This window comes from Pantoea sp. alder81 (assembly GCF_020179835.1).
Taxonomy (GTDB): Bacteria; Pseudomonadota; Gammaproteobacteria; order Enterobacterales; family Enterobacteriaceae; genus Pantoea.
Genome location: NZ_JAIUDA010000003.1, coordinates 517,910 through 539,953 on the forward strand (window position 1 = coordinate 517,910; position 22,044 = coordinate 539,953).

Sequence of the window (22,044 nt, forward strand, 5' to 3'; positions counted from 1 at the left end):
CGAGAATCTGCGCAATCATATCACAGCAATAACGGGCGACACAGCCGCCCGTTATTGCTGGTTTTAGAAGTTAAATCCGAGCTGCAGCATGCCGCCCACGGTATTGTCATCACCCACAGTGCCAGCAAGATCCAGATGCACGGTATTGTTAAACGGTGAAACGCCAAGACCTGCGGTGAACACATTGGTATCGTTGGATTTCATATCCGCACGATAACCCGCGCGCAGCGCTAACCAATCCAGCACACGATACTCCGCACCCACGCCTGCATACTGGCTGCTCTCTTCTGATTTGAAGCGCTTGGTTTGCGTCAAATCAACATCGCCAGCCAGCGTGAACGGGCCATAGTTCCAGGCCAGACCTGTCGTGACCAGCGGACGGATTTGATAGGTATCGCGATAGCCTTCCACCGTTTTGGTGTCGATGTCGCGTGAGATCAGGTTTTGCCCCGTCACGCCCAACGTCCAATGCTCACCAAAGTCGGTCGCGATGCCTGCATCAATGTTGAAGCCGGTATCGGAACTGCGGTATTGGCTGTTGTTGATGTTGCTTTTATCGAAGTTATAAATACTCGCGGTGTAGTTATACAGCCAGGTTTTTTGCAGCTTAGGTGTTACGCCAACGGAAACCGGATGACCAGCGACATCAAACTCATGTGCCAGTGCCACACCATAGTCCGTGACTAATGCTGCCAGACCATGACCGCTCGAACTCAATTTATCCTGATCGCCCGGAACGGGGATCACCGTGCCGTTAGCCACACCGCGCAGATAGGTAATATCGCTATCCACAACGTTAGCTTGCACGCTGGCTGTTCCGTAGGCTTTAGTAATGAAGGCAAAAGGCAGCGTCTCATTCGGCACCGTAACAGCAAAAGCGACACCTGCTGTACCGTGTGCTTTATCACCCTTTAAATCATCCAGCTGATTGGCCATGTCACCCGCAGCGGCCTTTAATTCCGGATAACCTCTTAAATAGTCAGCAAACGTCAGGTTGTCGATCACCTCTTTGTAGCGATCAACACTGTCCGTGATGTCATCGACTTTGTTAATTAATTTGTCTTTATCGGTAACCTGCACACCGGCTGAAGGGAAAATGACGCTGACGCTATCTTCAGGTTTGGCTTTGGTCATCAATGCCGGGTTAGCCAGCACCGCTGAACTCCATGTTGATGAAGCGACGCCGGTGCCACCCATGGCATCGTTGCGCGCGTCATACCAGGTACCTGCTGCCAGAGCTGAAGAAGAAAGAAATACTGCATTCAAACCAACAAGATAAGCTACTTTTTTGTGCCTGAATAATGTCTTCACCATGAGCCTGCCATCACCTTTGAAATGTCGCTGAATAACTCAGAAACGAAACAGTTTAGTTAGCCGCTATTCTGAACCCTGGCTAACGCATCATTGCTGTGAATTAAAAGGAAATAGCACTGCTGTTCGCAGAATTGGATGCAACCACACCATTCTGCTGTTTAGTTATGCAGAAAAATGAACAAAGCCTAAATTGGTACCAGATATTACTTAAGACCTTTTGAACCTTAGACGCTAAGCCGGTGAGTTGCAAAGCAAAAGTAGTGTGATAATTACGCTATATCACTGATCTAATAGAGGGTCTGTAAAAAGAGATGTAACGAGCACACGAGGAAGGTTAAGTTAATTAATTGATTAGCCGGATTTTTCCTGGACTCTAACCGGGTAAAAAGCAATCACAGCAGGGTAAAAATTTGTGTGATAAAATAACATCGCATGCAACCTGGAGAACACTTATGTCAAACCTCACGCCCGCACAACTGCTCACTCAGGCAGAATCCCTTTGTCTTGACCGCGGCGTGCGCCTGACCACTCAACGCGCTGAAGTGCTGCGTTTAATGGCTGAGCAGAATGGTTCGATCAGTGCTTATGATTTGCTGGATCAACTCCGCATCAGCGAGCCGCAGGCAAAACCGCCGACCATCTATCGCGCGCTGGATTTTCTGCTGGAGCAGGGCTTCATTCATCGTGTTGAATCGAATAACAGCTATGTGGTTTGCCACCATTTCGACGAGCCTGCACATACGTCAGTGATGCTGGTCTGTGATGGTTGTGCTGCGGTCAGTGAAAAGCATGCACATGGCGTGGAGAAAATCATTGCGGGATTAGCCGATCAGGCGGGGTTCTCTTTGCGTCACACGGTAATTGAAGCACATGGTTTATGCGAAAACTGCGCTGAAGTCGCTGCCTGTAAACATCATGATAGCTGCAAACATGACCATGAAACGGATATGAAGAAGAAGGTAAGAAAAGGTTGAGTGGCACTTCCCTGTGCCGTGCCGACGGGTGATCGGCGGGGTAGGAGCATCTTCCTTAATTCACTAAAAGCTACCAGCGGTAGTCTTTATTGTGACTTTCCCAGTCTTTCACTTCGCTTTCAGCCTGGTCTTTCGCATAGCCGTAGCGTTCCTGAATTTTACCAACAAGCTGATCGCGTTTACCTTCGATGACCGTCATATCATCATCCGTCAGCTTGCCCCACTTCTCTTTCATTTTCCCTTTGAACTGCTTCCAGTTACCGCTCGCTTCGTCTTTGTTCATAATAATCCTCCACATCATCCTGAGTGAGATGTGATGATCCCCTAAGAAATAAGGTAATCACCCACACAACGCGCTACTCAATTGCGCCGTTTGAGATAATTATAGTAGCCAGTTGGGATTGCGCAAAAAATACAGATTAATCTGTAGGTTACGCTTCGCTTATTTAAGCACCAAACCAGGTGTCATGCTGCCAGTGACGGCGCCACACCCACCATAGCGTCACGCCACGCAGAGTGAGGAATACCGCTACCGCCAGCCATAAACCGTGATTACCGAGCCAGGGGAGTGTCAACAGCGCCAGTCCATAACCTATAGCGGCTATCACCATGCTGTTACGCATTTCACGCCCGCGCGTGGCGCCGATAAACATACCATCCAGCAGATAGCACCAGACTCCGACCAACGGCAGAATCACTTGCCAGGCCAGATAGCGATCGGCCATCTCACGCAGTGGTTCAAGCGAGGTGAGCAACGCCACAATTTGGGGGCCGGTTAGCGCATAGATCGCTGCAAACGCCAGGGCAACGATACCGGCCTGCCGACAGGCGGCATGCCAAATCAATAACAAGCGACTGCGATCTCTCGCTCCCACAGCTTCGCCCGAGCAGGCCTCTACGGCATAGGCAAAACCATCCAGTGCATAGGCCGTGAAAGTGAGAAACATCAGCAATACCGCATTTACAGCGACAACATCAGGCCCCAAACGAGCCCCAAGCAGGGTGAGGGACGCGAAGCAGATTTGCACCATCAGCGAGCGCAACATGATGTCGCGGTTGAGGCGGAACAGCCGTGCTGCATCACCACGCCAGCTCCGTTTCAGCAGATTGAAAGAGATACCGCGTAGCTTTAGCACGCGAACCACCATCCATAACCCCACACCCAGCGTGACGTATTCCGCCACAGCAGTCGCTGCCGCTGCACCCGCAACGCCCCAGTGCAGTTTAAGCACAAACAGGAGGTCGAGCAGGATATTCACCAGATTGCCGACGATGAGCAGTACCATTGGTGCACGCGCATACTGCACGCCGAGCAACCAGCCTAATATCACCAGATTGGCTAACGTTGCCGGTGCGCTAAGCCAGCGGATGTTGATAAAGATTTGTGCCTGATGCTGCACCTCTGGGCTGCCGCCCATTAACGAGGCCGCGACAAAACTAAAGGGGGTACGTAGCAATACAAACAGCACGCCCGCCACCAGGGCTATTAACAAAGGTTGCGTCAACGCACGCGCCAGTGCGGTTTTATCGTTCGCGCCAAATGCCTGTGCGGTCAAACCGGTGGTGCTCATACGCAGAAACAGCAGCAACATAAAGATGAAACTGGTCGCTGTCGCACCCACCGCCACGCCGCCGAGATAAATGGGACTATCGAGATGACCAATCACTGCCGTATCGACGACACCGAGCAGCGGAACGGTAATATTAGAGAGGATCATCGGCAGCGCCAGCCGCCACAATGCTTTATCTGAAGAGGAAAACAGCCGCATTCGCCCGTTCCATTGTTGCGCTGGTCAATTGGACCATTAACCGGCAATCAGCCTGAAGAGGAAAATCAATGTATCAGACTGCGGTCAGCACAGCGACCAACCGCAGCGGGGGAATTCAACGAGAGGTTAGAGCCATTCGCCGTTACGCACGATGCCCACGGCCAGACCTTCAACGGTCAGCGCCTGCTCACGGGTATCGACCACAATCGGCTGAAAATCGGTGTTTTCTGGCAGCAGATGCACAATGGCACCCTGCTTTTTCCAGCGCTTGACGGTGACTTCGTCATCAATGCGCGCCACCACAACCTGGCCATTACGGACTTCCTGCGTTTTATGTACAGCGAGTAAGTCGCCATCCATAATCCCGATGTCTTTCATCGACATACCGCTAACGCGCAGCAAGAAATCGGCAGTAGGCTTAAACAGATTGGCATCAACCTGATAATGCGCTTCGATGTGTTCCTGCGCTAGCAACGGTTCACCGGCAGCCACGCGGCCGATCAGCGGCAGCCCTTCGGAGACTTCTTCTTCCATCAGCAGGCGGATACCACGTGATGCACCTGAGACAATCTCAATGACGCCTTTACGCGCCAATGCTTTCAGGTGTTCTTCCGCCGCATTGGGCGAGCGAAAACCCAGTTGCGCAGCAATTTCCGCACGCGTTGGCGGCATGCCGGTCTGGTTGATATGGTCGCGAATCAGATCATAGACCTGTTGCTGCCTTGCTGTTAACGCTTTCATCCCGCCCCCTGGTTGTTTATACAGTCGCTGTGAGTATATACAGGTATTGGCGAAATGAAAACCAAAACAGAGGGAAAAATCAGCGGTTTGAAGATTCTGGAATACCTATCGCAAATGCGACCAGAGCAGCGCGATCCAGACAAACAGAGCCAGTAAGATAGCCAGCAATACCGCCGCTGAGCCCATATCTTTTGCTCGTCCCGCTAAGGGATGGCGCTCTTGCCCAATGCGATCGACTACCGCTTCAATGGCGCTATTCAGGATTTCAACGATGATCACCAACACCACGGAGCCAATCATCAGCACTCGGGAAATCACATCGACATCCAGCCAGCAGGCCACCACAATGGCCACCAGTGCAGCAATGGCTTCCTGGCGAAATGCGGCTTCATGTTGCCAGGCGGCACGCAGGCCCTGCCAGGAATAACCGGCTGCATTCACTATTCTTTGAATACCGGTGACGTTATTTGCCATGCTGTGGAACCCTTGAGGTGATTTGGCGTCAATGAGTGGGCTGTATGAGATGGTGCAGCCACAGATCTTCGATTTACTTTCTGGTATGCTTGCCGCGCTTTGCTAACAAGAGGCTTTAAGTTGTCTATGTCAGGTTGGCGTAAACTTTATTACAAACTATTGAATTTACCACTCTCTTTTTTAGTAAAGAGTAAGGTCATTCCGACCGATCCTGTCTCTGAACATGGGATCGATCCGACTCGTCCAGTGATGTATGTTTTGCCTTACGATTCAAAGGCTGACCTGCTCACATTACGGGCGCAGTGTCTCAACCATGATCTGCCCGATCCGCTGGCCCCGCTGGAGATCGATGGCACCCTGCTGCCGCGTCATGTGTTTATTCACGATGGTCCGCGCGTGTTCCCCTATTTCGTAGCAAATCCTGAGTCCGTGAAGCTATTCCACGACTATCTCGATCTGCACCGCAGTAATCCTGATCTCGACGTACAAATGTTACCGGTTGCGGTGATGTTTGGTCGTGCGCCAGGACGCGAAATTCAGGGTGAAGACACGCCGCATCTGCGCATCCTTAATGGCATAGAGAAATTCTTCGCCATTCTGTGGCACGGACGTGACAGCTTTGTGCGCTTCTCGCCGACCGTTTCCCTGCGCCAGATGGCCACGGAGCACGGTACCGATAAGTCGATTGCTCAAAAGCTGGCACGTGTGGCACGCATTCATTTTGCGCGTCAACGCCTGGCTGCTGTAGGCCCACGTCTGCCTGCGCGTCAGGATCTGTTCAACAAGCTGCTGCAATCCAAAGCGATTGAAAAAGCGGTTGAAGATGAAGCGCGCAGCAAAAAAATCTCGCACGAGAAGGCCCAGCAGAACGCCGTTGAGATGATGGAAGAAGTCGCGGCGAACTTCTCGTATGAAGCCATCCGCGTGACCGACCGCGTCATGGGCTGGCTGTGGAGCCGTCTCTATCAGGGCATCAACGTCAATGGTGGCGAGCGCGTGCGTCAGCTGGCGCAAGATGGCCACGAGATTGTGTATGTGCCCTGCCATCGCAGTCACATGGACTATTTGCTGCTCTCTTACGTGCTCTACCATCAGGGTTTGGTTCCGCCTCATATCGCAGCGGGCATTAACCTGAACTTCTGGCCAGCAGGTCCGATTTTCCGTCGCCTGGGCGCTTTCTTTATCCGTCGTACCTTCAAGGGCAACAAGCTCTATTCCACGGTATTCCGCGAATATCTGGGCGAGCTGTTCAGCCGCGGTTATTCGGTAGAGTACTTTGTTGAAGGTGGACGCTCGCGTACGGGCCGACTGCTGGATCCTAAAACCGGCACACTGTCGATGACATTGCAAGCCATGCTGCGTGGCGGTAGCCGCCCGATTACCTTCGTTCCGATCTACATCGGCTATGAACACGTCATGGAAGTGGGGACTTACGCCAAAGAGCTACGTGGCGCGGCCAAAGAGAAAGAAAGCTTCCTGCAGATGGTTCGCGGGCTGCGCAAACTGCGCAACCTTGGTCAGGGCTACGTCAACTTCGGCGAACCCTTGCCGCTGATGAACTACCTGAACAAAAACGTGCCGGAATGGCGTGATGCGATCGATCCGATAGAGCCACTGCGTCCGGCATGGATGACGCCGACGGTGAATGACATCGCGGCACGTCTGATGGTGCGTATCAACGAAGCCGGTGCCGCCAATGCCATGAACCTGTGCGTCACCGCGTTGCTGGCTTCACGTCAGCGCTCTTTGACGCGTGAACAGTTGATTGAGCAACTGGAATGCTATACCCAGCTGCTGCGTAACGTGCCTTATTCGCCAGAAGCGACCGTGCCGGATATGACTGCCGAAGCGCTGCTTGATCACGCCATGGGCATGAATAAGTTCGAGACGGAAAAAGACAGTATTGGCGACATCATCATTCTGCCGCGCGAGCAGGCAGTCCTGATGACCTATTATCGCAACAACATTCACCACATGCTGGTCATGCCATCGCTGATTGCCGCTATCGTGCAGCAGCATCGTGAGATCAGTGAGGCGGAGTTGCTGCGTCAGGTGAGCCTGGTGTATCCGATGCTGAAGAGTGAGCTTTTCCTGCGTTGGGATAACTCAGAACTGCCAGGCGTGCTGAATGCACTCTGTGCTGAGATGGCGCGACAGGGTTTGATCACCACGCAGGATGGTCAATTACGCATGAATCCTGTGCGTCATCGCTCGCTGCAACTGCTGGCTGCCGGTATCCGTGAAACACTGCAGCGTTTTGCTATCACCTTTGCGATTCTGAGTGCTAAGCCGACGATCAACCGCGGCACGCTGGAGAAGGAAAGCCGTACGCTGGCGCAACGTCTGTCTGTGTTGCACGGCATTAACGCGCCGGAATTCTTTGATAAAGCAGTGTTTACCACGCTGGTACTGTCGTTGCGTGATGAAGGTTACATCAGTGATTCGGGCGATGCCGATGCGGAACGCACTCACATTATGTGGCAGATGCTGGCAGAGCTGGTGACCAGCGATGTACGTCTGACCATTGAAAGTGCAGTAGCCCACGAATAACGTGTGGCCTGAAAAACAGAAAGGCGACCATCAGGTCGCCTTTTTTTATGGCATCAACGATTCAGAACAGGTCTATAAACGGCTGAGTATTGAGTAGTACGCCGATAAAGAGCACCAGACCAACGTAGTTATTATTCAGAAAGGCCTGGAAGCAAGGATCGCGCTCACGTTGAGCAATCAGCTTTTGCTGATACACAAAGAAACCACCCGCCACCAGCAGTGACCAGTAAAATGCACCGTTCAGATTCAACATCAATCCGACCAGCGCCATCAGCCCTAGCGTAGCCAGCTGCAGCAGACCAATGATCAACTTATCGAAACGACCAAACAGAATCGCCGTGGATTTCACGCCAATCCTGAGGTCATCATCACGATCCACCATCGCATATTGCGTGTCATAAGCCACCGTCCAGCAAATGTTAGCGAAGAACACCAGCCAGCAGACTAAAGGTAAGGACTCACTAACTGCCGCCCAGCCCATCGGAATCGCCCAGCCAAATGCCGCACCCAATACCACCTGTGGCAGATGGGTATAACGCTTCATAAACGGATAGACCCACGCCAGCGCCAGTCCACCAAATGACAGCAAAATCGTCATGCGATTCATGGTCAGCACCAGCGCAAACGCCAGCAGGCCGAGCACGACAAACAGGATTTTAGCCTCTTTCTCCGTCACCACACCGCTCGCCAGTGGTCGTGAGGCGGTACGTTTAACGTGCCCATCGACTTTACGATCGGCATAGTCATTGATCACGCAGCCCGCGGCGCGCATCACAATGACGCCGAGCACAAACACCACCAGTACAGACAAAGGCGGCACAGCCATGCCTGATAGCCACAGGGCCCACATGGTTGGCCACAGCAGCAGCAGTGTGCCGATGGGTTTATCGATACGCATCAGGCGGCGATAAGCCTGCCACTTAGTCATGGTTAAGGTTTTTTCCACAGTCCTTTATCCTTGCTCCAGCGCTCGATACAGCGGCGACGCCGGTAAAAACAGTTCAGTTAACAACAGCGGTTTGCCAGATAAACGCAGGCGTGAGCGACGTCCCCACAAATCATCCACCTGGCCGGGGTCGATAAAATCGCGGCTCAGCGTTGAAGAGGCGAAAAGATAGCGCCCCAGTGGACGGGTGCCAAGATTTTGCAGCATTTGCTCCGGGCCATTCAAGGTGCTTTCCGGCACCACGGTGCGCCCAATCAGCCAGGGTTCGCCATCGCCGCACAGCACGATTTCGCGCAACCAGAACTGATCATCGGCGGGCAGAAATTCCGCCTCTGGTGCGACTTCGTCAGCGGTAATAAAGCTTTCACGGATCAGTTCCACCGTCACCTGCTGGCAATGCTGCTCGAAGCGACGCGTCATGGAGTCTTCCTCCAGCAACCAGTCAAGGAGAGGGGGGGAAAGCAAGGGGGAAGTGGCTGGCAGCCAATGCAGTGCGAGTAACTGGCGCAGCGCGTGATGCGACATCAGGACATCTCCGGAGAAAAAGTTGCCCTAGTTTAACGCAGAGAATCGGGCGTGGCACTGCTGGTTGTGCCACACCCGGCAGAAGGGGAATTATTCGCGCTTCAACCGATTGCTATTCGCCAGCCACAGCGTAACCACCAGAATCAAAATGGCCGCCGAATAATAGAGCGTGTCGAACGGATTTTTGTGGTCAACGATAATCAGACGAATGATCGCGGTGATACCGATATAAATGAAATAACGCAGCGGGAAGTGATAGCCGGACTGGAAGTATTTCACTATCAGCGCGATAAATTCGAAATAGAGAAAATAGATAACGATACCTTCGATCAACAGGTATGAAGAAGCCTGCTCACCGGTACTAAACAGCACATTGGCTAAATGAATTGTCTCTTTGCCAAGAAACACCACCAGGATGACGGCCAACGTCACCAGGCCAATATTCAGAACCCACTGTAATACCGAAGCAATAAGTTGCCCCGGTGCTGATTTTGTTGTCATTTTTATACGCCTCAAAGTACGGAAACTCTCTGGCGTTATCATGCTGTAGTGTGATCAAAATCACAATATGCTACACATCAACATCCACACAGAGCGCGTCATAGCGCCAGTACTCACAGTCACAGTCAATCACCCGCTTTTGCTGATCGCGGTTAATGCGTGTAATGAGTAATCCTGGTGTGCCACTGGCGACATTGAGTGCCGGTGCCGCGCGCGCAGGAAGCGGGCCGGGTAGAATGGTAAAGCGAGCGCCGCCGTAGCGAATTCCATAGCGCTGATCGTAGAGATCGGTGAGTGAGCGGGTCAGGTCTTCCTCTAACAGGCCGGGAAAGAAGGCCGGATTAAGGTAATGCTCCACGTACAATACCGCGCGCCCATCAATACGACGCAAACGGCGAATGCGAAAGACGCTGTCCCCTTCTAATAGCTGTAAATGCCGCGCTATCACCAGCTGTGCCGGGACTTCCCGCGCCTCAATTACTTCCGTAATGGCAATCCGCCCTTGTTCTGCCGCCATGGCATGAAAGTGGCTGTGATGGGCCGGGTTATACACCAGTCGCGGTGGCGCGAGAAACCAGCCACGACGCAGTTCGCGGTAGATGATGCCCTGCGCTTCCAGCAAGCCCAGCGCCTCACGCAGGGTAATGCGTGTGGTGGAATAGTGTTCACTCAAACTGCGTTCAGCCGGTAAGCGTCCGCTGGCAAATTCACCGTTTTCAATGCGTTCGCTGAGTGCCGCAGCAATCACATCCACCGTTTTCGACGACATTTTTTCAGCCTCATTTTGGGGCAAATCTGCACTATGACAGTTCGATGACTACAATATGACAGGCATATCCCACGCTTTCGCGCGCTGTATCAGCATGTGGAGCTGCGCGTCACACCACATTTCACCACCATGGTCATAAAACCTTCATCTGATCGGGCTACATTGGCTCGGTTCTTGCTGGACTAGACCAAGACGTCCCACAACTTACACCCGGAGCAACCGAGATGAAAGCGTTTATCTCCTCTGTAGTAGCCAGTGCCGTACTGCTTGCGCTGCCCGCCGCGCACGCCGCCGATAACGACCTTGCCGCGCTGGAAAAAGCCGCGCGTGCTGAGGGCCAGGTCAACAGCGTCGGTATGCCAGACAGCTGGGCGAACTGGAAAGACACATGGAATGACATCAACAGCAAATATGGCCTTAAGCACAGCGATACCGATATGTCATCGGCGCAGGAGCTGGCTAAATTTGATGCAGAGAAAGAGAACGCCAGCGCCGATATCGGTGATGTGGGCGCCGCTTTCGGTCCGGTTGCTGTGACCAAAGGGCTGGCACAACCGTACAAACCCACGCATTGGGATCAGATCCCAGGCTGGGCGAAAGACAACGAAGGTAACTGGATGCTGGCTTATACCGGCACCATCGCCTTCCTGATCGACAAGCAGCAGGTAAAAGATGCACCGCACAGCTGGGCCGATCTGAAGAAAGGTAAGTATGTGGTGACTATCGGTGACGTTGGCGTAGCAGCTCAGGCGGCTAACGGCGTACTGGCAGCCAACTACGCGATGGGCGGTGATGAGAAGAACCTGAAGCCAGCCCTGAACTTCTTTGGCGAACTGGCTAAAGAAGGCCGTCTGGGCGTGACCGATCCGGTGATTGCCAACATCGAGAAAGGCGAAATTCAGGTTGCCGTGGTGTGGGACTTTAACGGCTTGAACTACCGCGACCAGATTGACAAGAATCGCTACGAAGTGGTGATCCCGTCGGATGGTTCCGTGATTTCAGGTTACACCACCATCATCAACAAATACGCCAAACACCCGAACGCCGCCAAACTGGCGCGTGAATACATCTTCTCGGATGCCGGCCAGATCAACCTGGCGAAAGGCTACGCACGTCCGATTCGTGCAGAGCATTTGACCCTGCCAGCCGACGTGCAGGCCAAACTGCTGCCGCAGTCTGAGTACAAAAATGCCCGCCCGATCAAAGATCAGGCTGCATGGGATAAGACTTCAAAAATGCTGCCGCGCCTGTGGCAAGAGAACGTGATCATTAACATGAAGCAGTAATTTGCACATAACGTGGCGGCGTGATTTATCACGTCAACGTAAAGCAATGATTCTGCTGATAAGTGCGCAATAAATTGCGCCGCTACGCACAGTGCTCGTATTTGAACGATGTAAGGAACGGGAATGAAAACAATCCTGGTGGTACTGGATGGCCTGAGCAATCAGGTGGCACAGCATGCAATGGGCTATCTGTTTGCCGAATGCAAACAGGGCAACGGCCAATATTACACGCTGACCTGCGAACTGCCTTCGCTGTCGCGTCCGCTGTATGAATGCATTCTGACTGGGATTCCGCCGGTGCAGAGCGGCATTATTCATAACGGCGTCAATCGATTGAGCAATCAGCGCAGCATCTTCCATTACGCCCGCGCCGCCGGTTTAACCACGGCCGCTGCCGCCTATCACTGGGTGAGTGAGCTGTATAACCAATCCCCGTTCAACAATGCGCGCGATCGCCACACCATCGCCCCGGATTTGCCGATTCAATACGGCCACTTTTACTGGGACGACAGTTATCCGGATTCCCACTTGTTTGAAGATGCCGAGAGCCTGCGTCTCAATCACGATCCGGACTTTTTACTGATCCATCCAATGAATATTGACGATGCCGGGCACAAGCATAGCCTGTCATCGCCGCAATACCGCAATCGCGCACGTATGGCTGATGGCTATCTGTCACAGTGGATGCCCGGTTGGCTGGCCGCAGGTTATCAGGTGATCGTGACCGCCGATCACGGCATGAACGATGACCGCTCGCACGGTGGCATTTTGCCGGAAGAGACGCAGGTGCCGCTGTTTGTATTTGGCGCAGGCTTCTCACGTCAGCCCGATCTCGAACCGCAACAGACTGAACTGTGCGGCATCGTTTGCACGCTGCTGGGCATTGAGCACGATAAACCGGTGTGCCACGGTTTGCTGGCGGAGCCGCGTTAAATGAAGGGCAAAACCCTCGCCACGCTGTTACTGCTGCCGTTCGCCTTTTTCTGGGTCGCCTTCCAGCTCGCGCCGCTGTTGTGGATCGCCATCAACAGCTTCTGGAGCGACATGAACGAGCGCTGGGGTATCGATAATTACACCGATATCCTCACTTCGCCGTTTTATCTGCAGGCGTTTCGCCTGTCGCTGGATATCTCAATCTGGTCGAGCATTTACGGCCTGCTGATCTCGCTGATCGCTGGCTATTCGCTGCATCAGTTGGGCAGCGGCCGTTTTCAACGCTTCCTGATGTCGTTCACCAACATGACCAGCAACTTCGCGGGCGTGCCGCTGGCGTTTGCCTTCGTGATTCTGCTGGGCATGAACGGTTGTCTGACGCTGCTATTGCGCCATTTCGGCATGTTGGAGGGGTTCAAGCTGTTCTCGCGTGACGGCATGGTGCTGGTTTACACCTGGTTTCAGATCCCGCTCGGCATTCTGCTGCTCTACCCGGCTTTTGATGGCCTGCGCAAAGATTGGGAGGAGTCCGCCGCACTGCTCGGTGCCAGCCGCTGGCGCTACTGGTGGCACATTGGTTTACCGATTCTGTTCCCGGCGCTGTTGGGCACCTTCGTCATTCTGCTGGCCAATGCGCTGGGCGCTTACGCCACCATTTATGCGCTGACCACTGGCAACTTTAACGTGGTGCCGGTGCGTATTGCCGCGCTGGTATCAGGCGATATCTCGCTCGATCCGAATACCGGCGGTGCGCTAGCGATGTTGCTGGTGTTCATTATGGCGCTGATTACCGTGGTGCAGCAGTATCTGGTGCGTCGCAGTTATCTCAACGCGAAATCACAGGAGTAGAACGTGTCTCGCGCGGAAAAAATTTATCATCGTCTGATTATCTGGCTGCTGCTGATCATCCTCGCCGCCCCGCTGCTGGCGACGCTACTGTATGGCGTCTCGACTGACTGGAGCGACACTATTTTGCCGCAGGGCTTCACCCTGAAGTGGTTGATTGAACTGTGGAGCGATCCCCGCTTCCTGACGGCGCTTGGTCACTCTTTGCTGATTTGCTTCGGCGCGCTGCTGTTCTCGCTAGTGCTGGTGCTGCCTGCGATGTTTGTGATCGCTTACTATTATCCGAAGCTGGATGCGGTAATGAACGTGCTGATTCTGATGCCGTTTGCCGTGCCGCCGGTGGTGTCATCCGTTGGCCTGTTGCAGCTCTACTCTTCCTCACCGCTGATGATCACCGGCACGCCGTGGATTCTGGTCGGCTGTTACTTCACTATCGCGCTGCCGTTTATTTACCGTGCCATTGCCAACAATATGCAGGCGATTAACCTGAAAGAGTTGATTGATGCCTCACATCTGCTGGGTGCCAGCACCTGGCAGGCCGCGCTATTTGTGGTGCTGCCCAACCTGCGCAAAGGGGTGTTCATCGCAGTGCTGCTCTCCTTCTCATTCCTGATAGGTGAGTTTGTATTCGCTAACCTGTTAGTCGGCACCCGCTATGAGACGTTGCAGGTGTATCTCTACAATATGCGTAACGGCAGCGGCCACTTCACCAGTGCGCTGGTGATCTCTTATTTTGCTGTCGTCCTGCTGGTCACCTGGCTGGCGAATGCCCTCAATCCTGAACGAGGCTGACCATGAGTTATCTGAACGTCACCCAGCTGAACAAAAGCTACGGCCCTACCAGCATCTTTGAAAATATCGATTTCAGTGCCGATGAAGGCGAGTTTGTTACCCTGCTCGGCCCGAGCGGCTGCGGCAAATCAACGCTGCTGCGCTGCATTGCTGGATTGACCGATGTCGACAGCGGCAAAATTCTGCTGCAGGGCCAAGATATCGTGCCGCTGCCGCCGCAGAAACGCACCATTGGCATGGTGTTCCAGAGCTACGCGCTATTCCCCAATATGACGGTGGAGAAGAACGTGGCCTTTGGCCTTAAAATGCAGAAGCTGCCGGGCGGTGATATTCAAAAACGGGTGATGGAAGCGCTGGCGTTGGTTGAATTGACCGATTTTGCCCGCCGTTATCCGCATCAGCTCTCTGGTGGCCAGTGTCAGCGTGTGGCGCTGGCACGTTCGCTAATCACCCGTCCCCGCCTGCTTCTGCTGGATGAGCCCTTGTCTGCGCTCGATGCGCGAATTCGTCGCCACCTGCGTGAACAGATTCGTAATATCCAGCAAGAGCTGAAGCTCACCACCATTTTCGTCACCCACGATCAGGAAGAGGCGTTAACGCTGTCGGACCGTATCGTGCTGATGAACCGTGGCAAGATCGTACAGAACGGCAACGCCGAGGCGCTTTATACCCAGCCTGCCGATTTGTTCGCTGCCGGATTTATTGGCAACTACAATTTGCTGAGCGCCGAACAAGCCACGCACCTCACCGGCCAGACATTTAGTGGCCAGGTGGCGATTCGACCTGAATCGATCCGCCTGAGCGCGCCACAAGACGGCATCCCTGCCACCATTGTCAGTCACAGCCTGCTCGGTAACGTGATTCGTTATCGTGTACTGGCGCACGGCGTTGAATTGTCGGTGGATGTGCTGAACCGCAGCGTGGCGGATTTGCACCCTGCTGGCATGCAAATTGGTCTACAGTTAGAGATGTCGACGTTGCGCCAGGTTGCTTAAATTTAACGAAAAATTGGCAACGCAACGCGGCAGCATTCAGCGTTAATGCAGCCTGTTAATCGTTGTCGCGGCGGCCTTTAGGCTGCCCGTGGCCGCACTCCGGTGCGCCCGGCACTTCGGTACTCACCCACAGGCTTGCAGTTGATGCAATGAAAGTCTGAGGATAAGGAACCGCCCGACGTGTTGACCCTGCTCAATCTGTTATCAGCCGTGGCCCTGCTAGTGTGGGGCACGCACATAGTGCGAACCGGCATCATGCGCGTGTACGGTGCCGATTTGCGGCGCGTGCTCAGCCGCAGCGTGGAAAGGAAGCCAATGGCGTTTCTCGCCGGGATTGGCGTCACCGCGCTGGTGCAAAGCAGCAACGCCACTACCCTGCTCGTCACTTCCTTTGTTGCACAAAACCTTGTTAGCCTGACGCCTGCGCTGGTGGTGGTGCTCGGAGCTGATGTGGGTACCGCCATCATGGCGCGTATTCTGACCTTTGATCTCTCCTGGTTGTCACCGCTGTTCATTTTCTTCGGCGTGGTGTTTTTCCTCAGTCGTAAACAGACGCGTGCCGGGCAAATGGGGCGCGCCGCGATTGGCCTCGGGCTGATTTTGCTGGCCTTGCAGCTGATTGTCGCCGCCGCCAAGCCCATTACCCAGGCTGCAGGCTTGCAGGTGCTGTTCTCCACGCTGACCGGCGATGTGATGCTGGATGCCTTGCTGGGCGCGGTATTTGCCATCATCAGTTATTCCAGCCTGGCGGCAGTGCTGATCACTGCCACGCTGACGGCCGCCGACGTCATCTCTTTCAAAGTGGCTCTCTGCCTGGTGATTGGCGCCAACTTGGGCAGTGGTTTGCTGGCGATGATAAATGCCAGCGGCTCCAATGCCGCTGGTAAACGCGTGGCGCTGGGCAGCCTGCTGTTCAAGCTCATCGGCAGTCTGGCGATTTTGCCGCTGGTGAATTACATCGCCGATATCCTCGATAAAATGCCAGTCGATGACGAAGAGCTGGTGATCTTCTTCCACGTTTTCTACAACCTGATCCGCTGCCTGATTATGGTGCCGTTCGCTGAACCGATGGCGCGCTTGTGCCGTCGCATGATTTCCGATGAGCCGGAAACCGATGTGCATTTACGCCCCAAACATCTCGACCGCAGCGCGCTGGACACGCCTGCGCTGGCATTAGCCAATGCCGCGCGCGAAACCCTGCGTATCGGCGATGTCGTCGAGCATATGATGGAATCCTTTAATAAAGTGGTACATGGCGAACTGCGTGAAGAGCGCGCGGTGCGGCGGCTGGATGATGATGTCGATGTGCTATATACCGCCATCAAACTTTATCTGGCGCGGATGCCAAAAGAGGATTTGGCCGAAGAGGATTCGCGTCGCTGGGCCGAGGTGATTGAGATGGCACTCAACCTTGAGCAGGCGGGCGATATTATTGAACGCATGTGCGCGGATGTTGCGGTGAAATCGCTGAACGCCCGCCGGGCATTTTCACCCGAAGGTCTGGAAGAATTGAACACGCTACAGGAGCAGGTGCTCAACAACCTGCGCCTCAGTTTGTCGGTGTTTCTCTCCAAGGATATCCCGAGCGCACGCCGTTTGCGCCGTTCCAAACACCGTTTCCGCATCCTGATCCGCCGTTTTTCGCACGCGCACGTTGAGCGTTTACATCAGAAGAATGTGCAGAGCATCGAAACCAGTTCCCTGCATTTAGGGTTGCTGGGGGATATGAAGCGTCTGAACTCACTGTTCTGTGCGGTGGCGTATACGGTGCTGGATCAGCCGGATGACGAGCGGGATGAGGATTAAGATCAGGTGCGCATTCCTGCGCACCTGGAAAGTTACGACAGCAAACTAAACGCGATCATTCCGACAATGGCACCGGTGGTACCCAGAATGGTTTCCATCAGCGTCCAGGTCTTCAGCGTTTCGCCTTCAGTCGCACCGGTGAAGCGGCCGAACAGCCAGAAACCGGCATCGTTCACGTGGCTGATGATGATGGAGCCCCCGCCGATACAAATCGACAAGGCCGCCAACTGCGCGCCGCTGTAGTGCAGCGGTTCAATCACCGGCATCACCAGGCCAACGGTGGTTAAGCAGGCGACCGTCGCCGAGCCCTGAATCACGCGGATCGCGCCAGAAAGAATGAAGCACGCCAGCGCAATTGGCATCCCGGCCCCGGTAAGTGCATGACCGAGTACCGGACCGACACCCGAATCCACCAGCACCTGCTTGAACACGCCGCCTGCACCGATCACCAGCAGAATAATGCCTGCCGGTTGCAGCGCACTGCCACACACCTGCATCACCTTCTCTTTATCCATGCCCTGACGATAAGCCAGTCCATAGATGGCCACCAGGCAAGCGAGCAGAATCGCGGTAAACGGATGGCCGATAAATTCCAGCCACTCATACAACCCTGTGCCCGGCGTGGTGAAGCGTGCCCCGATGGTTTTCAGACCCACCAGCAGCAGCGGGAACAGGATCAGCGACAGGCTGAAGCCAAACGACGGCAGCTTGCCCTCTTCCACTTCCGGCTGATGATCTTCCGGCGGTGCACTGAAGCTAACGTGACGGGCAATAAAGTTGCCGAAAAGCGGACCGGCGATCAACATACCGGGAATCGCTGCGCACAAACCGAGCAGAATCATCCAGCCAAAATCCGCGTGCATCTGCGAAGCCAGCAGCATCGGCGCCGGTCCCGGCAGCAGAAACGCCGCTGAAGCAGCCACACCGGCAAACAACGGGATCACCAATTTTACTAAATTACCGTTGGTACGACGCGCCACGGCAAAGGCGATGCTAATCAGCAATACTACGGCGACTTCGAAGAACAGCGGCAATGCGCAAATCAGTCCGGCAATCCCCATCGCATAGTGCGCCCGGTTTTCACCAAAGGCTTTCAACATGCGGATAGCGATTTGATCGACCGCACCGGTTTCATGCAGGATTTTGCCGAACATCGCGCCTAATGCCACCACGATGGCGAGAAATCCGAGCGTGCCGCCCATGCCTTTTTGCATGGTGTCAGCAATTTTATCCAGCGGCATACCGGAGAACAGACCGGCACCAATAGAGACTAACATCAGGGCGACAAAAGCATGCATACGCGCTTTCATCACCAAAAACAGCAGCAGCAGGACGGAGCCTGCTGCAGTTAACACCAGCGTTGCGGTACTCATCACTAACCCTTGTTGATTGCTTCCTCAATGGTCGCAACCGTGGCCGCAACGACTTCATCCAGTGAATGATTAATATCAACCACCAGTACATCGGGCTCGTCTGCCCCAGGTTCTTGCAAGGTCTCAAACTGTGTGACCAACATCTGCGGCTTAAAGAAGTGACCTTTACGCGCTTTCAGACGGGATTCGATGGTTTCGAAATCGCCCTGCAGATAGATGAATTTCAGGTTCTGATTGCCCTGACGCAGGATGTCGCGGTAAGACTTTTTCAGCGCCGAGCAGACGATAATCGAGACTGCCTGGGTGCGCTGCATGGCGAACGCCGCATCGTTAAGAGCCTGCAGCCATGGCTGACGATCGTTATCGTCCAGCGGATGACCGTCGGCCATTTTCATGATGTTGCTGCGCGGATGGAGGAAATCCCCATCCAGAAAGGCGGTGTTCAGCTGATGAGAAACCTGATTGGCGACAGCAGATTTTCCGCTGCCAGAAACGCCCATCAGGATAAACACGTGGTGCGATGGAGATGGCGTAGTCATGGTTTTGCGCTCCGGCAGGTTGGCTGCCAATGTTACCGATAACAAATTTGATTATCATTGTCGGAGGCCACTGCGGGACTGGCAACCCTTGTTAGGCGGAAAAGCACGAAAGTGTGAACTGACTCAAATAATCGCCAAAGTCAGATGCTGCCACCTTCTGCAATTTCAAACCCGACATCCAACGGCTCGGTCACGCTGCGATCGCCGCCAATACGCGCCAGCAACATCGCTGCCGATTCACGCCCCATGCGTTCACGCGGCGTGAGCACCGTGGCCAGGCGAGGTGTGACCACCTGCGTAATATCGTGACCGTGGAATCCGGCAATCGCCATCTGCGCAGGGACATTTAAGCCCTGACGCTGACACTCAAACATCGCGCCGACTGCGAGGTCATCGTTGGTACAGAACAGGCTGTCGGTTTCGGGATAGCGTTTCTGCGCCTCACGCAGCAGCTGCGCTCCGGCGCTGAAGGAAGAAGCATCTTCCATCATTACGCTGTGCGGAGTGAGCCCGGCTTCACGCATCGCTTTTTCGTAGCCCTGCTGTTTTTGCAGAGTACGTTCATCGAGCCGTGCACCCAGGTAAACGGTGTGGCGATGGCCTTTTTTCAGGATAGCATGCGTCATCTGCCGCGCCGCTTCGACGTTATCGAAGCCCACCGCCATATCCAGGCACGGGGTGACCGAATCCATCATCTCAATCACCGGAATGCCCGCCACTTCCAGCATGCGCAGCGTGCCCGGCGTGTGGGTGCGTTCGGTGAGGATCACGCCGTCGATGTTCCAGCCCAGCAGCGAACGCAGCTGTAACTCTTCTTTGTCCGCGTTGTAGCCAAAGTGCGCCACCAGCGTTTGATAACCGGCTTCGTCGGTGACGGTTTCAATGCCGCGCAATACGTCGGCGAACACCTGGTTGGTGAGCGAAGGTAACAGCACGCCGATAGCGCGACTGGTAGCATTGGAGAGCATATCGGGGGCACGATTGGGGATATAACCGAGTTCATCCAGCGCCACGGCGATCTTATCGCGTAGCGCCAGCGAGACCTGATCGGGATTACGCAGGTAGCGGCTGACGGTCATTTTTGTGATGCCGACGCGATCGGCAACGTCCTGTAGTACCGGCCTTTTCTTTTTCATCGTATGCGCCTGAGGTCAGAGATACGATGAGTCTATCATTTTTTGTCATTTTCTGGTTTTGCGGAAAACCGTAGATTCCCGCTTTAACCAAGAGCGCATGAATGCGCCCTTTACGAATACTCGCCGAAAAATGTAGGGTCGCCATTCATGGCGACCGAACATGTTTCATTGACATTCTGTTAAACCGGCGGCAGGTCAAACAGCAGAATCTCCGCATCGCTGTCGGCTTTAAGGGTTAACGCGCTTTCATCCCAGATAGCCAGCGCATCGCTGGTGCCGACCTGTTCGCCATTGACGCTCACCAGGCCTTTTACCACCTGAATCCACACACGACGATCCGCTTCGATCGTGACGGCATCGGTTTCACCCTCAGCAAACACCCAACGCGACAGCGTCATGTCCTGGAACACTTTCAGCGATCCCTCACGCTCATCCGGTGACAGCACAAACTGGCGACCTTTCACGTCTTCAAAGCGGCGCTGGGCATAACGTGGCTCAATGCCTTTGCGCTCTGGAATGATCCAGATCTGATACAGATGCAGCGGATCTTTATCACTGGCGTTGTATTCCGAATGACGCACACCGGTACCGGCGCTCATGATCTGGAATTCACCCGTTGGGATCTGCTCTTTGTTGCCCATGCTGTCCTGATGCTCCACGGTGCCCGACAGCACGTAGGTCAGAATTTCCATGTCTTTATGCGGATGAGTACCAAAACCCTGGCCGCCATCGATCACGTCTTCATTGATAACGCGCAGGGCTGAGAAGCCCATAAAGTTCGCATCATGATAATCGGCGAAGGAAAACGTGTGCCAGCTATCGAGCCAGCCGTGGTTAGCGTGACCGCGTTCTTCTGCTTTGCGTACGTAGATCATGTTCAATTCTCCTCAATGTTTTTTACAGTGTGGGCTTGAGGGGGATTGATTGATAGCTGAAAAACTTCACGCCTCTGTTCAAAAAAGCTGAACGTTTTAGAAGGATTCGAACAAGGGGGATGAAAAAGGTGAGTAGCAGGCAAAAAAAAAGCCAGCACCCGAGCTGGCTAAGTAATTCTGGAAGCAATGTGAGCAATGTCGTGCTTACCCGTTCTGTCAGGAGACGTTCCCGAGTCCGCATGACAATAATAATCATTATCATTCGCGTCTGTAAACCCCTTTTGAGAATTATTTTCAATTGACGACTCGCGAGAATTCCTTGATGTTAAAGGGGATTTTATTCACTTTGCACAAGGAGTCGCTTTATGAGTCAGGTCACTGTTCGTCACGCAACGCCGGAAGATGCTGCCGCATTAACCCATCTTTACAGCCAGCAAGAAACTCAGGCCGGCACGTTGCATCTGCCCTACCAATCACCGGCGCTATGGCAGGAACGTCTTAAAGAGATGCGTCCCGGCCAGTACCGTTTGGTGGCGTGCATTGATGAACAGGTTGTGGGTCAACTATCGCTGGATGGCATTACGGTGGCACGTCGCCGCCATGCTGCATCGATTGGCATGGGTGTCGATCCCGCCTTTCACCGTCGCGGCGTAGGCTCTGCGCTGATGGCCGCGATGATTGACCTGTGTGACAACTGGCTGCAGGTAACGCGGATCGAGTTAACCGTGTTCGCCGATAATCATAAAGCGATTGGTTTGTATCAGAAGTTTGGCTTTGAGATCGAAGGCACCGCGAAGCGTTTTGCGACGCGCGACGGCGAGATGATTGATACGCACTACATGGCGCGCTTGAAATAACTTGCGCGATGAATCCAGGTGCGCATAAATGCGCACCCTACGA

22 protein-coding genes are annotated in these 22,044 nt (G+C 54.0%); 9 read left to right on the forward strand and 13 right to left on the reverse strand.

All coding sequences use genetic code 11. The features are described from left to right. Positions 1 to 63: 63 nt before the first annotated feature. A complete protein-coding gene (traF, locus tag LBW88_RS11915; protein WP_224932145.1) occupies positions 64 to 1,314 on the reverse strand; it encodes a conjugal transfer protein TraF in 1,251 nt (416 codons plus the stop codon). Between the two features lie 452 nt (positions 1,315 to 1,766). On the opposite strand from traF, the gene zur reads away from it, so the two are divergent. Then, positions 1,767 to 2,288: a zinc uptake transcriptional repressor Zur gene (gene zur / locus LBW88_RS11920; RefSeq protein WP_224932143.1), complete on the forward strand. Its 522-nt coding sequence runs from the start codon at positions 1,767 to 1,769 to the stop codon at positions 2,286 to 2,288. Between the two features lie 70 nt (positions 2,289 to 2,358). Here zur and LBW88_RS11925 read toward each other — a convergent pair whose 3' ends face one another. The 4 genes from LBW88_RS11925 to LBW88_RS11940 form a co-directional block, all read right to left on the reverse strand. Beyond that, positions 2,359 to 2,571: a CsbD family protein gene (locus LBW88_RS11925; protein WP_034826959.1), complete on the reverse strand. Its 213-nt coding sequence runs from the start codon at positions 2,569 to 2,571 to the stop codon at positions 2,359 to 2,361. Positions 2,572 to 2,734: 163 nt separating this feature from the next. Further along, positions 2,735 to 4,057: an MATE family efflux transporter DinF gene (gene dinF / locus LBW88_RS11930; protein WP_224932141.1), complete on the reverse strand. Its 1,323-nt coding sequence runs from the start codon at positions 4,055 to 4,057 to the stop codon at positions 2,735 to 2,737. Between the two features lie 126 nt (positions 4,058 to 4,183). Further along, entirely contained in the window at positions 4,184 to 4,798 is a 615-nt protein-coding gene (gene lexA / locus LBW88_RS11935) for a transcriptional repressor LexA (RefSeq protein ID WP_224932139.1), read from the reverse strand. A 105-nt stretch (positions 4,799 to 4,903) separates the two neighbouring features. Continuing rightward, on the reverse strand, positions 4,904 to 5,272 hold the full coding sequence (locus LBW88_RS11940) for a diacylglycerol kinase (protein ID WP_224932138.1): 369 nt from the start codon (positions 5,270 to 5,272) through the stop codon (positions 4,904 to 4,906). Between the two features lie 126 nt (positions 5,273 to 5,398). Here LBW88_RS11940 and plsB point away from each other — a divergent pair, with 126 nt between their 5' ends. After that, positions 5,399 to 7,822 carry a glycerol-3-phosphate 1-O-acyltransferase PlsB gene (plsB, locus tag LBW88_RS11945; RefSeq protein WP_224932137.1) on the forward strand — a complete coding sequence of 808 codons (2,424 nt, stop codon included), beginning with the start codon at positions 5,399 to 5,401 and terminating at the stop codon, positions 7,820 to 7,822. A gap of 61 nt (positions 7,823 to 7,883) precedes the next feature. Here plsB and ubiA read toward each other — a convergent pair whose 3' ends face one another. The 4 genes from ubiA to LBW88_RS11965 form a co-directional block, all read right to left on the reverse strand. Beyond that, a complete protein-coding gene (ubiA, locus tag LBW88_RS11950) occupies positions 7,884 to 8,750 on the reverse strand; it encodes a 4-hydroxybenzoate octaprenyltransferase (protein WP_224932546.1) in 867 nt (288 codons plus the stop codon). Between the two features lie 24 nt (positions 8,751 to 8,774). Continuing rightward, on the reverse strand, positions 8,775 to 9,293 hold the full coding sequence (ubiC, locus tag LBW88_RS11955; protein ID WP_224932136.1) for a chorismate lyase: 519 nt from the start codon (positions 9,291 to 9,293) through the stop codon (positions 8,775 to 8,777). Positions 9,294 to 9,383: 90 nt separating this feature from the next. Next, positions 9,384 to 9,794: a phosphate-starvation-inducible protein PsiE gene (gene psiE / locus LBW88_RS11960; RefSeq protein ID WP_224932135.1), complete on the reverse strand. Its 411-nt coding sequence runs from the start codon at positions 9,792 to 9,794 to the stop codon at positions 9,384 to 9,386. A 70-nt stretch (positions 9,795 to 9,864) separates the two neighbouring features. Next, the gene (locus LBW88_RS11965; protein WP_182056453.1) at positions 9,865 to 10,563 is read right to left on the reverse strand and encodes a UTRA domain-containing protein; all 699 of its coding nucleotides are present in this window, start codon (positions 10,561 to 10,563) and stop codon (positions 9,865 to 9,867) included. Positions 10,564 to 10,787: 224 nt separating this feature from the next. On the opposite strand from LBW88_RS11965, the gene LBW88_RS11970 reads away from it, so the two are divergent. From LBW88_RS11970 to LBW88_RS11995, 6 genes are all read left to right on the forward strand, one after another. After that, on the forward strand, positions 10,788 to 11,849 hold the full coding sequence (locus LBW88_RS11970) for an ABC transporter substrate-binding protein (RefSeq protein WP_224932134.1): 1,062 nt from the start codon (positions 10,788 to 10,790) through the stop codon (positions 11,847 to 11,849). 123 nt (positions 11,850 to 11,972) lie between these two features. Further along, a complete protein-coding gene (locus tag LBW88_RS11975) occupies positions 11,973 to 12,782 on the forward strand; it encodes an alkaline phosphatase family protein (RefSeq protein WP_224932133.1) in 810 nt (269 codons plus the stop codon). Continuing rightward, positions 12,783 to 13,631, forward strand: a complete 849-nt coding sequence (locus tag LBW88_RS11980; protein WP_166933937.1) for an ABC transporter permease — start codon at positions 12,783 to 12,785, stop codon at positions 13,629 to 13,631. 3 nt (positions 13,632 to 13,634) lie between these two features. After that, a complete protein-coding gene (locus LBW88_RS11985) occupies positions 13,635 to 14,420 on the forward strand; it encodes an ABC transporter permease (protein WP_224932132.1) in 786 nt (261 codons plus the stop codon). 2 nt (positions 14,421 to 14,422) lie between these two features. Beyond that, on the forward strand, positions 14,423 to 15,415 hold the full coding sequence (locus tag LBW88_RS11990; protein WP_224932129.1) for an ABC transporter ATP-binding protein: 993 nt from the start codon (positions 14,423 to 14,425) through the stop codon (positions 15,413 to 15,415). Between the two features lie 180 nt (positions 15,416 to 15,595). Next, positions 15,596 to 17,221 (forward strand): Na/Pi cotransporter family protein, encoded by a 1,626-nt coding sequence (locus LBW88_RS11995; RefSeq protein WP_224932128.1) that lies wholly within the window; start codon positions 15,596 to 15,598, stop codon positions 17,219 to 17,221. Positions 17,222 to 17,253: 32 nt separating this feature from the next. Here LBW88_RS11995 and gntU read toward each other — a convergent pair whose 3' ends face one another. From gntU to LBW88_RS12015, 4 genes are all read right to left on the reverse strand, one after another. Further along, entirely contained in the window at positions 17,254 to 18,594 is a 1,341-nt protein-coding gene (gntU, locus tag LBW88_RS12000) for a gluconate transporter (RefSeq protein ID WP_224932126.1), read from the reverse strand. A 2-nt stretch (positions 18,595 to 18,596) separates the two neighbouring features. Beyond that, on the reverse strand, positions 18,597 to 19,133 hold the full coding sequence (gene gntK / locus LBW88_RS12005; RefSeq protein WP_224932124.1) for a gluconokinase: 537 nt from the start codon (positions 19,131 to 19,133) through the stop codon (positions 18,597 to 18,599). Positions 19,134 to 19,273: 140 nt separating this feature from the next. Then, complete coding sequence (gene gntR / locus LBW88_RS12010) at positions 19,274 to 20,269, reverse strand: gluconate operon transcriptional repressor GntR (protein ID WP_224932122.1); 996 nt, start codon at positions 20,267 to 20,269, stop codon at positions 19,274 to 19,276. A 179-nt stretch (positions 20,270 to 20,448) separates the two neighbouring features. Then, positions 20,449 to 21,144: a pirin family protein gene (locus LBW88_RS12015; protein ID WP_224932120.1), complete on the reverse strand. Its 696-nt coding sequence runs from the start codon at positions 21,142 to 21,144 to the stop codon at positions 20,449 to 20,451. A 365-nt stretch (positions 21,145 to 21,509) separates the two neighbouring features. On the opposite strand from LBW88_RS12015, the gene LBW88_RS12020 reads away from it, so the two are divergent. Further along, positions 21,510 to 22,001 (forward strand): GNAT family N-acetyltransferase, encoded by a 492-nt coding sequence (locus LBW88_RS12020; protein ID WP_224932118.1) that lies wholly within the window; start codon positions 21,510 to 21,512, stop codon positions 21,999 to 22,001. The last annotated feature ends 43 nt before the right edge of the window (positions 22,002 to 22,044 follow it).

Excerpts from the sequence above, each read along its gene's own strand:
- dinF (WP_224932141.1), bottom strand. The coding sequence starts at position 4,057 with ATGCGGCTGTTTTCCTCTTCAGATAAAGCATTGTGGCGGCTGGCGCTG.
- gntU (WP_224932126.1), bottom strand. The coding sequence starts at position 18,594 with ATGAGTACCGCAACGCTGGTGTTAACTGCAGCAGGCTCCGTCCTGCTG.
- ubiA (WP_224932546.1), bottom strand. The coding sequence starts at position 8,750 with ATGACTAAGTGGCAGGCTTATCGCCGCCTGATGCGTATCGATAAACCC.
- LBW88_RS12020 (WP_224932118.1), top strand. The coding sequence starts at position 21,510 with ATGAGTCAGGTCACTGTTCGTCACGCAACGCCGGAAGATGCTGCCGCA.
- LBW88_RS11970 (WP_224932134.1), top strand. The coding sequence starts at position 10,788 with ATGAAAGCGTTTATCTCCTCTGTAGTAGCCAGTGCCGTACTGCTTGCG.
- lexA (WP_224932139.1), bottom strand. The coding sequence starts at position 4,798 with ATGAAAGCGTTAACAGCAAGGCAGCAACAGGTCTATGATCTGATTCGC.
- gntK (WP_224932124.1), bottom strand. The coding sequence starts at position 19,133 with ATGACTACGCCATCTCCATCGCACCACGTGTTTATCCTGATGGGCGTT.
- LBW88_RS11940 (WP_224932138.1), bottom strand. The coding sequence starts at position 5,272 with ATGGCAAATAACGTCACCGGTATTCAAAGAATAGTGAATGCAGCCGGT.
- LBW88_RS11965 (WP_182056453.1), bottom strand. The coding sequence starts at position 10,563 with ATGTCGTCGAAAACGGTGGATGTGATTGCTGCGGCACTCAGCGAACGC.
- traF (WP_224932145.1), bottom strand. The coding sequence starts at position 1,314 with ATGGTGAAGACATTATTCAGGCACAAAAAAGTAGCTTATCTTGTTGGT.
- LBW88_RS11975 (WP_224932133.1), top strand. The coding sequence starts at position 11,973 with ATGAAAACAATCCTGGTGGTACTGGATGGCCTGAGCAATCAGGTGGCA.
- plsB (WP_224932137.1), top strand. The coding sequence starts at position 5,399 with ATGTCAGGTTGGCGTAAACTTTATTACAAACTATTGAATTTACCACTC.
- gntR (WP_224932122.1), bottom strand. The coding sequence starts at position 20,269 with ATGAAAAAGAAAAGGCCGGTACTACAGGACGTTGCCGATCGCGTCGGC.
- LBW88_RS11990 (WP_224932129.1), top strand. The coding sequence starts at position 14,423 with ATGAGTTATCTGAACGTCACCCAGCTGAACAAAAGCTACGGCCCTACC.
- zur (WP_224932143.1), top strand. The coding sequence starts at position 1,767 with ATGTCAAACCTCACGCCCGCACAACTGCTCACTCAGGCAGAATCCCTT.
- LBW88_RS11980 (WP_166933937.1), top strand. The coding sequence starts at position 12,783 with ATGAAGGGCAAAACCCTCGCCACGCTGTTACTGCTGCCGTTCGCCTTT.
- LBW88_RS11925 (WP_034826959.1), bottom strand. The coding sequence starts at position 2,571 with ATGAACAAAGACGAAGCGAGCGGTAACTGGAAGCAGTTCAAAGGGAAA.
- psiE (WP_224932135.1), bottom strand. The coding sequence starts at position 9,794 with ATGACAACAAAATCAGCACCGGGGCAACTTATTGCTTCGGTATTACAG.
- ubiC (WP_224932136.1), bottom strand. The coding sequence starts at position 9,293 with ATGTCGCATCACGCGCTGCGCCAGTTACTCGCACTGCATTGGCTGCCA.
- LBW88_RS12015 (WP_224932120.1), bottom strand. The coding sequence starts at position 21,144 with ATGATCTACGTACGCAAAGCAGAAGAACGCGGTCACGCTAACCACGGC.